The organism is Chryseobacterium sp. HMWF035 (assembly GCF_003094695.1).
GTDB lineage: Bacteria > Bacteroidota > Bacteroidia > Flavobacteriales > Weeksellaceae > Chryseobacterium > Chryseobacterium gambrini.
In genome coordinates this window covers 20135-33436 of record NZ_QEHP01000106.1, presented here as the reverse complement: position 1 = coordinate 33436, position 13302 = coordinate 20135, and the positions used below count along the sequence as shown (strand labels likewise).

Below are 13302 nucleotides of genomic sequence, written 5' to 3'. Positions count from 1 at the left end.
AACCAAAACAGAAATACAATTAATTGGAAATCAAATAGTTAAATTAAAAAAAACATTATTCAAAATAATAAAAAAAATCTTCCGACCATGACTAGCGGAGCCGCCGCAAATCCAAAAACTATAAACGAGCTCAGACAAATGCTGCAATCCGGGCTAGGATTTTTACCGTTCCACAAATATTTGCCATTTCAGGAAATCAAGAATAACACGGAACAGAAAAACGTTCAATCATGCAGAAACGGTTTAAAACAACAATAATTTCATCTTCAAAACTCAAAAAATTCGTAACTTCCCCTCTTTAAAAAATTAAGATAAAATGACTTCAAAGGAAAAAGTAGCTGCGCTTCGTGAAGAAATGCAGAAAAATAATGTTGATGCATTTATAGTATATTCTGCAGATCCTCACATGAGCGAATATCTGCCGGAAGAATGGCAGGAGAGAGCATGGCTATCAGGATTTCTGGGTTCTGCAGGTTTTGTGGTAGTTACCAAAGACAAGGCAGGACTTTGGACAGACGGAAGATATTTTACACAGGCTCCAATCGAGCTGGCTGGTTCAGGAATCGATCTTTTCAAAGACGGAATGGAGGGAACGCCTCATTATATCGACTGGATCATTTCCGAAATTCCTGCGAACGGAAAAGTAGCGGTAAATGCTCTGGCAACTTCTCACGCCAACTGGGAGCTTTTAACGCAGAAATTAAACGCAAAAAATATTACCCTTGAAGACCTTCCTTTACTGAAAGAAATCTGGAAAGACAGAGGAACACCTTCGAAAAATCCAATATATGTGCATCCTGTAGAAAGAGCAGGAAAATCCGTAGTAGACAAAATCGCGGCAATACGCCAGAAAATGGAAGACATTGAGGCAACGGTACATATCATTTCAAGCTTGGATGATGTAGCATGGACGCTGAATTTAAGAGGAAGCGATGTAGAAAGCAATCCCGTGTTTTTAGGCTACGTCGTTATCACTAAAAATGATGCAAAATTGTTTACAGATCTCGATAAGCTTGAAGTGAAAGCCAGAAGACAATTGGACGAAGCATGGGTAAAAATGATGCCTTACGAAGAATTCTATAATTGCCTGAAAGAATTTAAAAACGAAAAAGTTCTCGTTTCACCAAACAGCAACCAATCGATCTTTGAAGCGTTGAAATCTGAAAATGAATTCATCAAAGCTCCGGTTCCAGGAAATCTGATGAAAGCCCAGAAAAACGAAACGGAACTTGAAGGATTCAGAAAAGTAATGGTAAGAGATGGCGTTGCAATGGTGAAATTCCTTTACTGGCTGACTCACAACGCGGGAAAAGAAGCCATGAACGAATATTCTATCGGTGAAAAACTGAGAGGTTTCCGTGCAGAAGGCGAAAATTTCGTAGGCGAAAGCTTTGGAAGCATCGTTGGTTATAAAGACAACGGAGCCATCATGCATTATTCTGCAAAAAGCGAAGGAAGCAAAGACGTTACGAATGATGCAAGTATTCTGGTAGATTCCGGAGGTCAGTATTTGGAAGGAACAACCGACATTACAAGAACTTTGGCTTTAGGAGCAGTTTCTGAAGAATTCAAAAGAAATTCAACATTGGTTTTACAGGGATTAATCCGTTTATCGATGGTGAAATTCCCGAAAGGAACAAGAGGTGTTCAGCTGGATGCGATCGCAAGACTTCCGCTTTGGATGGAAGGGAAAGATTACAACCATGGAACCGGACATGGTGTAGGAAGTTTCATGAACGTTCACGAAGGTCCGCAAAACATCAGAAAAGATATGAATCCGCAGGAACTGTTGGTCGGAATGGTCTGCTCAAACGAACCGGGGTATTATCTTGAAGGAGAATACGGAATCCGTCATGAAAATCTGATCGCCGTAAAAGAATCTGCAACCACCATTCACGGTACTTTCTACGAATTCGAGACTTTAACATTCTGCCCGTTCTTTAAAGATACCATTGTAAAAGAAATTCTTTCTGAGGAAGAAATCAACTGGCTGAATGCTTATCACAAAACGTGTGAAGATAAAATTGCGCCATATTTAGAAGGAGAAGTAAAAGACTGGTTCCTGGAATTGGTAAGCCCGCTTTAAAATAAAATAGAAAGATAAAAAATCGTCCTGTAAGTATTTGCAGGACGATTTTTTTTGCATTACCGTATTTTTACGGATCTGGTTTTAGGGTTTATCCTGAAAAAATAAAATGAAGCCCAACCTATCTTTGTATCAGCAAAAAGACATCATTCATATCTTCATATAGTAAATTCAAAGCAGGTAATCATCTCAGTTCTTGAGATGATTTTTTTATTTAAGCCTGTATCTTTTGCTTACTTTTGCCGGAAAATCATATTCAGTCTCTAATGGTAAAGGATTTCTTTCGCAGTTTTAATATATTTTCAGAACAGGAAATTGAAGAATTTTTAAGTCTTTTTGAAGTCCGGAAACTCAACAAAAACGAAATTTTTATAAGAGAAGGTGAAAAATGCAGAGAGATTGCATTTATAGAAACCGGCATTTTCCGTTCTTATTATATTTCCGACGAAGGAAAAGATATAACCTACTGCTTTAGATTTCCGAATGATCTTATGGCTTCTTACTCATCATTTATTTCCGGTACACCAAGTGTAGAGACAATGCAGGCGATTTCAGATGCCGATTTGTTGATTTTAAAGAAAGATAAAGTAGAAGAATTAGTTCAGATTCATCCGAATTGGATGAAATTTTTAAAGACAATCGCCGAACAGGAGTATCTCGAATTGGAAAAACGTTTTTTTCAGTTACAGAGGGATAACGCGACACAGAGATATTCTGTTTTACTAAACGATCAGCCGGAGTATATTCAGAATATTCCGTTGCAGTATCTGGCTTCTTATTTGGGAATTACACAAAGACATTTAAGCAGAATCAGAAAAGAAATTACTTTTTAGACATTTGTCCTACACCTTGAAGTGCTGCCTTTATAGTTTTGTAAAAAAAATATATGAAGTCAAACATTTTAATTATCGGCGGAAACGGAACGGTCGGAAAAACCATCGGAAGAATTTTTGCATCAAGAAATCCGCAGGCTGCTATTTTCATCGGAGGCAGGAAACAGGGAAAAACAGACAATGATTTAATAATTGATGTTACAAAACCTCAGACATTTCAAGTAATTATTGATAAAAAAATAGACGTGATCATACTTTCTGTGAATGATAAGGAAGATCATGTTCTCCGTTTTGCCATTGAAAACAAGATAGATTATCTGGACATTACAAAACCGACTCCGGATCTTGTGAAAGCCTATGATTTTGCTAAAAAACACACAATAAACAGCAGAATTGTCTTCAGCTCCGGCTGGATGGGTGGAATTGTAAGTGGATTAATCAACGAATTTTCTGATAGTATTAATAGCATTGATGAAGCAAAGCTTTTCGTTTACTATTCTGTGAAGGATCTTGCGGGAGAAAGTTCAGCTCATTTTATGGCTGAAAATGTTGCTAAGCCTTTCTTTAAATATCAAAATAATAAACCGGTTTCTATCAAACATTTTCTGGATGCCGAACCATTCAGGTTTTCTTTCGGAATCGGAACAAGACAGACTTATAATTTTGATGTTCCTGATTTATATATTTTAAATCAGATTGAAAAAATACCGAACGTAAGTGTTAAGATAACTTATAATTCAAAATTTATCACCTGGTTATTGGGAGCATTTCAAAAAATAAGACTGTATAATATTTTATCTTTAAAGGAAAGAAAAATGATTTTCGGCTCCAGCGGAAACGGCGATCAGTCGGTTTTCGAAATTGTTATTAAAACTCATGAAGGATCTAAGAAAATAAGTCTTCAAAGTACGAAAGGACAGGCTGAATTAACTGCGCTATCCGCTGTTTTGCATGTAGAACACTTGTTGAAAAATTCTTATGAAAACAAAATCTATTTTAGTCATCATTTATATCAGAATTCTTCATTATTCCAATCTCTCAATGCCTATGAAACCATTCATATAAAAATAACAGAATGAAAAAGATATTGATTATTAATGGTCATCCTAACAAAGATTCTTTCAATTTTGGGATAGCAAAAGCTTATCAGGACGGAGCTTTGTGGTCTGGAGCGGAAGTTAAGGAAATCGTTATTGCAGATTTAAATTTCAATCCGAATCTACAGTTTGGGTATCAGAAAAGAATGGAGCTGGAACCTGATTTGGTGAAAGCCTGGGAAAAAATACAATGGGCGGATCATCTGGTCTGGATTCATCCGGTTTGGTGGGCAGGTTTACCGGCGATAACGAAGGGTTTTATCGACAGACTTTTTCTGCCTGGTTTTGCCTTCAAATACAGAGAAAATTCTGTTTGGTGGGACAAACTGCTGAAAGGAAAAACGGCTCACATCATCACAACATTAGATCAGCCGGGTTTATATTATCGTTTTTTCTTTGGCAGACCGAGCGTGAATCAGCTTAGAAAATCTGTATTGGAATTTTGTGGAGTAAAGCCTGTAAAAGTTACTTATATCGGAATTATTAAAACTTCGGATATAAAACAGCGCAAGATATGGCTTGAACAAATAAGGCTGTTAGCAAAAAAACAGAAGTGACGATTTTGAATATCGTTTTAGAACTTAATGAGGTACTTTTTGAAAATATTACTTTGTATTTTAACTTGGAAAAAAGCACCCGAAAATCATGACAATAGATAAAGGATATTTTTGTTTGCGGTTAAAAACCGTAAATTTGCAGCATGAATAACGATACCATTTGTGCGTTGGCAACTGCCAATGGAGTAGGTGCTTTAGGAATTATAAGAGTTTCGGGTGATGAAGCTTTAGCTGTTGTGCAAAAATCTTTTCCGGCGAAAAATTTGGCAAAACAGAAGTCTCACACCATTCATTACGGATATTTTGTGGATGGAGAAGAGGCAATTGATGAGGTAATGCTTTCGATTTTTCTGGCTCCGAAAAGTTTTACGACGGAAAATTCTGTGGAAGTTGCTTTTCACGGGTCGCCGCACATAGGGAAACGTATTCTTGAAACTCTGATTAAAAATGGCGCAAGAATGGCAAAAGCTGGAGAATTTACGCTTCGTGCATTTATTAATGGAAGAATTGATCTTTCTCAGGCTGAAGCGATTGCCGATGTTATTGCGTCTGAAAATGAAGCTTCGAGGAAAGTGGCAATTAATCAGTTGAAAGGAGGAATTACCAACGAAATTTCTTTCCTGAGAACCGATTTGCTGAATTTTGTTTCATTAATTGAATTAGAGCTTGATTTTGCAGAAGAAGATGTAGAATTTGCAGACCGATCGGCTTTGGTTGGACTACTAAATAAAATTGAAGTAAAATCAAATTCCCTGATTGAAAGTTTCCAATACGGAAATGCCATCAAAAACGGAACTGCGGTTGCCATCATCGGCAAACCGAATGCCGGAAAATCGACTTTGCTAAATGCTTTGTTAAAGGAAGAAAGAGCGATTGTAAGCAATATCGCGGGAACAACGAGGGATACGATAGAGGAGGTTCTTCATATAAAAGGTCATGCTTTCCGCCTGATCGATACAGCAGGATTGCGTGAAACTATGGATGAAATTGAAGCAATTGGTGTAAAAAAAGCCAAAGAAAAAGTAGAAAATGCGAATATTCTGGTTTACTTAGCGGATGCTGCAACAGAAGATTTTTCCGAAGATATTGAAATGATAAAATCTCTGCAAAGAGATGATCTGAAACTCATTATCTGTGCTACAAAAATTGATGAGGTTTCTCCTGCAACATATGAAAAAGCAGAAGATGTTTTCAGAAATGTAATATCTCAGGAATTTGACTTTATTAAAATTTCAGCGGTTGAAAATCAGAATATTCAGGATCTTAAAAATGAATTGTCTTCTTATGTAGAGCAGTTGAAAGCTTCTGAAAACAATATTGTGATTACCAATCAGCGTCATTTTGAAGCTTTACAGAAATCTTTGGAAGCCGTACAAAAAGTAAAAGAAGCAATTACTTTCCAAATTTCCACCGAGCTTTTAGCCTACGAACTGAGAAACGCTTTGGAACATCTCGGTGAAATTTCGGGCGAGGTCACAAATGATGAGGTTTTGGGGAATATTTTTTCGAAGTTTTGTATCGGGAAATAAATACAAAAATTTATCCTAAGTTATATTTATTCTAAAAATAGGAAAATCAAAGTCTGTATGTTCTGACAGACTTTGATTTTAAAAACTCTTTACCAGTTCACAAACATAAACTTATCCTTCCACGGAAGCTTCACAAGACCGATTCCCCATGAAAGTCTTTCCAGTAAGATATCCTGCGTCTTTCGTTCTACGGTAAGAGTGCAGTCGTGGTCGATGACAACCAGTTTTCCGGGACGTTGAAAAAATTCATTCTGAAGTAATTCTGCAGATGATGTTTTCATAGCGCTCCAGTTATGCTGAACACTTTCTATCAGATTTTTAACTTGAGTTTTGTGTTTACGCGTAAGCTTAATATGTCGGTTGATCGATTGATGAAGAGGAATATTGCACAAAAATTTCTCAAATATCATGTCATATTCAGGAGCATTTATTTTTCCGGTAGCAATATAATGAAGCAGATGCGCACCCAATTCCGGATCTGAAAGCTGATTAGTTTTCTTGTCCAGAAGATCACAATGCTCAAAAAAAGTTTTCATAAACGGATGAATCAGAATCAGCCCGGCATTTTGAACATATTGTCCTTCATCAGAAATAATTTCTTCAGCTTTTTGTTCAGAATTCTTGTCATTCTGTATTACCACATCATTGATTTCCGTAAAATTTTGCTGATTTTTTTTTGTTGTCTTTTTTGTATTTTGATCGTTTTTGATGAATGTATCTTCAATTTTTTCAATCAATTCAGCTTCTTTGATTACCGGAAATATCTTTAATACTGCTTTTATGTTATGAAAATGATTTTTCACAAAAAATAAATCTTTTGATAACGCCTCAGATTTCAGTATTTCTTCTAAAAAATAATCCTCAATATGAATGTTCGGAGATTTCAGATGCCTCGACAAAATATTTAAAATCAGTCTCCATATTATAATTCTGTTAGTCTGATCCAGCTTTGAGATCAACTGTATAATCTCTGATTGTAAATTGATTTTTAATGCTTTATCTTTTAAAATGACATTGCATAATTGGGCAATTTGTCCGTCAGAAAGCTGATGAATGATTCTTTCCTGCACATAACGTTTAGAAAAAACAGGAATAAAGCTGCTTTGAAAATGATCAGCCTGAATAATGGTGTTAAATAGCTTTGGCTCAAGGAGAAAAAAACTTTTTTTATCAGAATTCCACCATGGCACACTTCCTCTTTCCAAAAAATAGATAAAGCTTTGAAGGATCTTTTCCTGGTTGGTCACCAGATACGCTTCAGAATTATTGGTCTTAACCTCATCCGAATTTAATACAGGATTTGTAATTTCAGATAATTCTTCTTCGAAAACTTTTGCAATTCTATCTTTCAGATCAGAATTTAATACGCTGCTTTTTACATCCAGATTCAATTCCATTTTAGGGATCTGTAAAGTGCGGTCTGCTAATCTGTGTTCAAAAGTACTGAGGTATTTTTCTATTTTCGGAAAAACATCCATCGACAGAAAACTGTTGATATCATCTTTTATACTCAGTCCTTTTTCTTTGTTATTTACTGTAATTTCAATAAAAACTTTCTGAATGATATGATCTTGCTTCACATTAAATAAATTTGGGTTATACAATGGTGGAATTACCGTAAAATGCCTATTTCTTGTCAAATTCTCCACCCCAGAAACCTGCAGGACAAAGGCTGTATTTGGATCTCTGTTTTGCACTCAGTCTGCATCCGCAACCTCTTATAAAGCCGTCTTTCGGAGCATCTGAAACTTCCAGAGTCTGAGGATGAATCCATTTTTGGGTATTGCAGTTGTTTCCGTTTTTCAAAGGACAGGCGTTACAGATTTCTTCTCTTACAGAAAAAACAACTTCTTCGTCCTGATTTGCCATACCCAGTTTTGATCTTAATTCATTAAAATGGCCGCCAATGATTTCATTGCGCTTGCCAAAAAGAGTTTTAATATTCATTGTGATTAAAGTTTAAATTATGGGGTCAAAATTAGAGGAAGAAAAACCGTCTGACGAATAATAAGACCTCGCTGTTCTGTCTTTGCAGTAGATCATAAACTTTTGTTCTGATAATAAAAACGATAAATTTTTTAATTCAGAAAAGGATGAAATCTGATCAGATTTCGGAATTATATCTTTTCAGATATTGATACTTGAAAAATATTGAGCGGATAAAAAAATCAAAAGAGAAATCTCACAACATTATACTTAAAATAATCATTTTTTATTCCTTAAAATCATCTTCAGTTAACAGTGTTTATTTCACAAGCCTTAGATCAGGATAAATTTTTGTTAAATGTAGTGTGTGTTAATTATTTGATTGTCATTGCTTTATGTTGGTTTATTTTTTAGGTTAAAAGAAAATTCAAAAAAAGCATTTACTGCAAAGACAGGATGGAGCCCTCAAAATATTCGTTTTTTAAGTCGGGCGGATTGTATGTTTGCACCATAATACTAAAGAACAAAAATTATGATAAAAGAAGTATTAACAGTTTTAAAAAATGAGTTGCATTCTGCCGGTTTAGCAGATGTTGTTGTTAACGACATCGCAAAGCATGAAGACGGAGCTGCGGGACTTGATAATAAAGTGGTGATTACCTTACTGAATGTTCAGGAGGAATCCACCATGAAAAACATCTCAAGATATGTAAAAAATACATCCAATGTTACAAAAATGGAAAGTCCTTCGGCATATGTAAATCTTTTCGTAATGGTTACAGCCAATATGACGGATTATGACAGTGCTTTAATAAACATTTCAAAAGTTATTGAGGTTCTTCGTGCAAAAAATGTATTGGAATACGTTGCAACCGGTATCGGAGAAAGCAATTTTACTTTCAGAACAGAAATGTACGCCGTTCCCTTTGAGCAGCTAAGTTACATCTGGGGTTTATTGGGCGGAAAGATCATTCCTTCCGTAATGTATAAAGTAAGTGTGGTTAAGATTGGAGCTAAAAATGCTTCTGATGTTCAGCTTATTAATGATGTTGATATCAAGGATATTACGGTTAAATAATATCAGAAAACAAATAACCCTTTAATTTAAAATTTATGAACATACCAAATCCGACGACACCCGGTGTTTCTATTGAAGAACTGCCAAAACTTCCCAACTCCATTGCATTGGTAGAAACTGCTGTACCTGTATTCATAGGATATACCGAACGAAAGCCTTCCGAAGACAATGATACTAGCGCACCTGATTATAAGCCATCAAAGATCAGCTCTCTTCTGGATTTTGAGAAAAAATTCGGGAGCGCAAAAATGGAAAGTATTACATTAAAAGATACAGATTCAGGAATAACAGTTTTAGAACCAAAGGCAAAATTTTTAATGTATTATTCGTTACAAATGTATTTTGCTAATGGAGGCGGTGCTTGCTACATCGTTTCTGTGGGAGATTACAATGCAGCACAGGTAGAAAAAAGTCTTTTGGAATCAGGGTTAAATTTAATCAATAATATAAAAGAGCCACTTCTTCTTATTTTCCCGGATGCCGTATCATTAAATTCTCCAAATGAATTTCATGAATTATATAATACCACAATTGCTAAAGCCGAATCTGCAGGAGAATCCAAAAATATGTTTGCCCTATTAGATACCTACTACGGAAATTCCACTACAAAAATCGGAAATCTTACTGCAGTAGAGAGTTTCAGAAATACAGTAAATTCCTCAAGTTATGCGGCAGCTTATTTTCCTCATCTGAAAACGGTTTTAAACTATCATTTTGATGAAAAAATAACTCCTGTTTCTCACATCGATACGCAGAATCAGCCCGTTGGAATTGCCAATGGTGTAACATTAGAGTCCCTGAAAACAGCAAATTCTTCATTATACAATCAGATAAAAGAATTACTGAAATCTCTGAAAGTAGTTTTGCCTCCATCATCTGCAATAGCAGGAGTGTATGGAAGAATAGACAATACGAGAGGAGTCTGGAAAGCTCCTGCAAATGTAAGCCTAAATTACGTAATAGCTCCGACAGAAAAAATTTCCGACGAAGAACAATCCGGTTTAAACATTGATGATGAAGGAAAATCAATCAACGCTATCAGAAACTTTACAGGAAAAGGAACCTTAGTTTGGGGAGCCAGAACGCTGGATGGAAAAGACAAAAAGGAAGATGAAAAAGATAACGAGTGGAAATACATCCACGTACGCCGTTATTATAACATGCTTAAACAGTCAATAAGCATAGCGCTTAACGAAAAATTTATCAATCAGCCTCATGTCATTCACACATGGTTAAGAGCAAAAGCAATGATTGAGAATTTTCTTAATCAGCAGTGGATCTATGGGGCATTGGCTGGAAATTCTCCCAAAGAAGCTTACAAAGTTGAAGTGAAATCCGGAGGAACAAACATCATGGATGTAAAAATTGAAGTAGCCTTAGTACGTCCTGCAGAGTTTATTGTATTAAATTTTTCTCACAAACTATAACAAAACCAAAATCAATCACAACTCAATATTGAAGTTCTGCTTCGAGTGATAATTAATATTAACTTAAAATTTTTAACAAATGAATTACAAAACCCCTGGAGTCTATGTGGAGGAAGAGGCAAAATTTCCGCCTTCCGTAGCGCAAGTTGAAACAGCTATTCCCGCTTTTATCGGATATACAGAAGGAGGGACACAAAACAAACCCACCAGAATCTCGTCCATGCTGGAATTTGAAGAGCTTTTTGGAAAAGCATATGCCGAAACTTTTGCTGTAGTTTTCAAAGATGGTGCTGCAACAACAGTTCAGCCAAAGGTAAGCGATTTCAAAATGTATTACGCGATGCAAATGTATTTTGCAAATGGAGGCGGACCATGCTATATTGTTTCGGTAGACAAATTTGAATACAAAGAAAACGGCGTAATAAAAGAAAATAAAGTAAGTCCTGCTAAATTAGAAGCGGCTCTTAATTTACTGAAAAAAGAAGACGAGCCTACACTTATTGTTTTTCCTGATCTTCAAGGTTTGGTAGCAACGGATGATGAAGTAATAACTGCTCAAGCCTTTGCTGATGCTGCCGAAGAAGCTGCTGATGCTGCTTTACTTGCTATTAATGCAGCTACAGCGGCAAAAACTGCAGCTGACACAGCGCTTACTCAGGCTCAACAAGCTGCTGCCGCTGCACCTAATGATGTGGATCTTGCTGCGGCTGTTGTAAAAGCTCAATTAGCAGCTGCGGCTGCTGCTCAGGCATTAATTGATGCTAATTCTGATGCGGAAACAGCATCTGATATTAGCCTTGCTGCTGATGCCAATGTAACGTCTGTTACAAATGCGAATGATGAACAAACTATTAAAACTGTTTATTCTCTGTATGACAGTGCCTTAGATCAGGCAGAATCTATGAAAGACAGGTTTGTTATTATGGATGTTTTAGGAGATGATGCCACTTTCAGAAATAAAGTAACTTCTACAGGACTAAAATACGGAGCAGCTTATTATCCGAACCTTAAAACAATTTTAACGTACGCTTTTAAAGAAGATAAGGTTTCTGTGATGGGTGCTTCCGGCGCAACAACTTTAGCAGAATTAAAATTAAAAAATTCTGAACTGTACAATCAGGCTAAAGCGGCAATTGAATCCAAAAAAGTAGTCTTAGCTCCATCTTCAACAATGGCAGGTGTTTACGCTAAAGTAGACAGTACATCCGGAGTATTCAAAGCTCCTGCTAATACAGGACTTAATTATGTTGATTCTCCCGTTATTAAAATTTCCAATAAACGTCAGGATGAACTTAACGTAGATCCAGCTTCAGGAAAATCCATCAACGTTATCAGATCTTTTACAGGAAAAGGCACATTGGTTTGGGGCGCAAGAACGCTTGACGGCAACAGCAACGAATGGAGATACATTTCAGTACGCAGATTCTTCAACATGGTGGAAGAATCCGTGAAAAAAGCAACGGAACGATTCGTATTTGAACCGAATACAGCCAATACATGGGTTCGCGTACAGACCATGATCGAAAACTTCCTGAACCAGCAGTGGCAGGACGGAGCATTGGCAGGAAGCAAGCCGGAAGAAGCTTATTATGTAAGCGTTGGCTTAAACAAAACCATGTCTGCACAGGATATCCTTGAAGGCAGAATGATCGTGGAGATCGGTATGGCGGCAGTTCGTCCGGCAGAATTTATTGTTCTTCGTTTCTCACACAAACTGCAGGAAGCTTAAAAATTAAACAAACAAATAACAAAATTAAATCAAGACAATTATGAATACATATCCATTAGTAAAGTTTTCCTTTGAAGTAGACTGGGGCGGAACGAACATCGGTTTTCAGGAAGTTTCGGGATTAAGCATCGAACGCGATATCATTGAATACAGACAGGGAGCAAGCCCGGATTTCAGCAAGATCAAAATGCCGGGAATGGCAAAATTCGGAAACATCACTTTAAAAAGAGGCACTTTCAAAGGCGATAACGATTATTTTGAATGGCTGCAGACGGTTCAGATGAACACGGTAGAAAGAAGATCCATCACGATTTCTCTTTTAGACGAAAACGGTGCACCTGCCGTAACATGGAAAGTGAAAAATGCCTTCCCTCTGAAATTACAGTCAACCGATCTGAAAGCTGAAGGTAATGAAGTGGCAATTGAAACACTGGAAATTGCGCACGAAGGTTTAACTATTGAACATAACTAATCATGGCTCTTTTATATCCTCCAACCAGTTTCTCTTTTATTGTTAACGGGATTTCGACAACAGAGGGTATTGACTCCAGATTTCAGTCTATATCTGGTTTATCTACAGAAATTCAGGTCGAAGAATATGCCGAAGGAGGCGAAAACAGATTTCTTCATCAGCTTCCTCTGAGACCGAAATATGAAAATTTAGTTCTTAAGCGTGGACTGATCGTAAGTTCAGGATTAATAAGCTGGTGCAGAAATGCAATGGAAAACTTCGAGTTTGAACCCAGAGATCTTGTCATTACACTTTCAGGAGGACTTCAGTCTACAGCACCGTTAATGGTCTGGAATGTAGTTGGAGCCTATCCGGTAAAATGGAACGTTTCAGAATTCAACGCAGAAGAAAGCAGACTTGCCATTGAAACAATAGAGCTGAAATACAGATATTTCAAAATACCCTCATCGTTAGCAAGTTTAGGCTTGTAATTTCTAAATCAAATCTAAGCACTTACCGTGTGTTAGTTTTCGGATAACATTCAGCAAAAATTTTAAGATAAAAAAATAAAGGATTGGTCTATAACAGG

The 13302-nt window shown here is 36.6% G+C and carries 12 protein-coding genes; 10 read left to right on the top strand and 2 right to left on the bottom strand.

The features are described from left to right. Nucleotides 1-316: 316 nt before the first annotated feature. The 5 genes from DD829_RS15665 to mnmE all read left to right on the top strand — a co-directional run bounded on the left by DD829_RS15665 (nt 317) and on the right by mnmE (nt 6102). Nucleotides 317-2086, top strand: coding sequence for an aminopeptidase P family protein (locus tag DD829_RS15665; RefSeq protein ID WP_108408973.1), 1770 nt, complete (start codon nt 317-319; stop codon nt 2084-2086). A gap of 266 nt (nt 2087-2352) precedes the next feature. After that, complete coding sequence (locus DD829_RS15660) at nt 2353-2919, top strand: Crp/Fnr family transcriptional regulator (RefSeq protein ID WP_108408974.1); 567 nt, start codon at nt 2353-2355, stop codon at nt 2917-2919. Nucleotides 2920-2972: 53 nt separating this feature from the next. Beyond that, on the top strand, nt 2973-3998 hold the full coding sequence (locus DD829_RS15655) for a saccharopine dehydrogenase (RefSeq protein WP_116547916.1): 1026 nt from the start codon (nt 2973-2975) through the stop codon (nt 3996-3998). Beyond that, entirely contained in the window at nt 3995-4573 is a 579-nt protein-coding gene (locus DD829_RS15650) for an NAD(P)H-dependent oxidoreductase (protein ID WP_108410266.1), read from the top strand. Before DD829_RS15655 ends, DD829_RS15650 begins: the two co-directional genes overlap by 4 nt. Before the next feature lie 143 nt (nt 4574-4716). Next, nucleotides 4717-6102, top strand: coding sequence for a tRNA uridine-5-carboxymethylaminomethyl(34) synthesis GTPase MnmE (gene mnmE, locus DD829_RS15645; RefSeq protein WP_108410265.1), 1386 nt, complete (start codon nt 4717-4719; stop codon nt 6100-6102). A gap of 89 nt (nt 6103-6191) precedes the next feature. Here the strand turns inward: mnmE and DD829_RS15640 are convergent, their stop codons facing one another. Both DD829_RS15640 and DD829_RS15635 read right to left on the bottom strand, forming a co-directional pair. After that, entirely contained in the window at nt 6192-7682 is a 1491-nt protein-coding gene (locus DD829_RS15640; protein WP_108410264.1) for a contractile injection system tape measure protein, read from the bottom strand. Nucleotides 7683-7728: 46 nt separating this feature from the next. Continuing rightward, nucleotides 7729-8049 carry a hypothetical protein gene (locus DD829_RS15635; protein ID WP_087711267.1) on the bottom strand — a complete coding sequence of 107 codons (321 nt, stop codon included), beginning with the start codon at nt 8047-8049 and terminating at the stop codon, nt 7729-7731. Nucleotides 8050-8560: 511 nt separating this feature from the next. Here DD829_RS15635 and DD829_RS15630 point away from each other — a divergent pair. From DD829_RS15630 to DD829_RS15610, 5 genes are all read left to right on the top strand, one after another. Further along, the gene (locus DD829_RS15630) at nt 8561-9106 is read left to right on the top strand and encodes a DUF4255 domain-containing protein (protein ID WP_087711265.1); all 546 of its coding nucleotides are present in this window, start codon (nt 8561-8563) and stop codon (nt 9104-9106) included. A gap of 35 nt (nt 9107-9141) precedes the next feature. Continuing rightward, nucleotides 9142-10533: a phage tail sheath family protein gene (locus DD829_RS15625; protein WP_108411657.1), complete on the top strand. Its 1392-nt coding sequence runs from the start codon at nt 9142-9144 to the stop codon at nt 10531-10533. 79 nt (nt 10534-10612) lie between these two features. Next, nucleotides 10613-12262 (top strand): phage tail sheath family protein, encoded by a 1650-nt coding sequence (locus DD829_RS15620; protein ID WP_116547915.1) that lies wholly within the window; start codon nt 10613-10615, stop codon nt 12260-12262. A gap of 40 nt (nt 12263-12302) precedes the next feature. Beyond that, nucleotides 12303-12734 carry a phage tail protein gene (locus tag DD829_RS15615; protein ID WP_076394813.1) on the top strand — a complete coding sequence of 144 codons (432 nt, stop codon included), beginning with the start codon at nt 12303-12305 and terminating at the stop codon, nt 12732-12734. Between the two features lie 2 nt (nt 12735-12736). Further along, nucleotides 12737-13204 (top strand): phage tail protein, encoded by a 468-nt coding sequence (locus tag DD829_RS15610; RefSeq protein ID WP_087711256.1) that lies wholly within the window; start codon nt 12737-12739, stop codon nt 13202-13204. The last annotated feature ends 98 nt before the right edge of the window (nt 13205-13302 follow it).

Excerpts from the sequence above, each read along its gene's own strand:
- DD829_RS15665 (WP_108408973.1), top strand. The coding sequence starts at position 317 with ATGACTTCAAAGGAAAAAGTAGCTGCGCTTCGTGAAGAAATGCAGAAA.
- DD829_RS15660 (WP_108408974.1), top strand. The coding sequence starts at position 2,353 with ATGGTAAAGGATTTCTTTCGCAGTTTTAATATATTTTCAGAACAGGAA.
- DD829_RS15655 (WP_116547916.1), top strand. The coding sequence starts at position 2,973 with ATGAAGTCAAACATTTTAATTATCGGCGGAAACGGAACGGTCGGAAAA.
- DD829_RS15650 (WP_108410266.1), top strand. The coding sequence starts at position 3,995 with ATGAAAAAGATATTGATTATTAATGGTCATCCTAACAAAGATTCTTTC.
- mnmE (WP_108410265.1), top strand. The coding sequence starts at position 4,717 with ATGAATAACGATACCATTTGTGCGTTGGCAACTGCCAATGGAGTAGGT.
- DD829_RS15635 (WP_087711267.1), bottom strand. The coding sequence starts at position 8,049 with ATGAATATTAAAACTCTTTTTGGCAAGCGCAATGAAATCATTGGCGGC.
- DD829_RS15630 (WP_087711265.1), top strand. The coding sequence starts at position 8,561 with ATGATAAAAGAAGTATTAACAGTTTTAAAAAATGAGTTGCATTCTGCC.
- DD829_RS15625 (WP_108411657.1), top strand. The coding sequence starts at position 9,142 with ATGAACATACCAAATCCGACGACACCCGGTGTTTCTATTGAAGAACTG.
- DD829_RS15620 (WP_116547915.1), top strand. The coding sequence starts at position 10,613 with ATGAATTACAAAACCCCTGGAGTCTATGTGGAGGAAGAGGCAAAATTT.
- DD829_RS15615 (WP_076394813.1), top strand. The coding sequence starts at position 12,303 with ATGAATACATATCCATTAGTAAAGTTTTCCTTTGAAGTAGACTGGGGC.
- DD829_RS15610 (WP_087711256.1), top strand. The coding sequence starts at position 12,737 with ATGGCTCTTTTATATCCTCCAACCAGTTTCTCTTTTATTGTTAACGGG.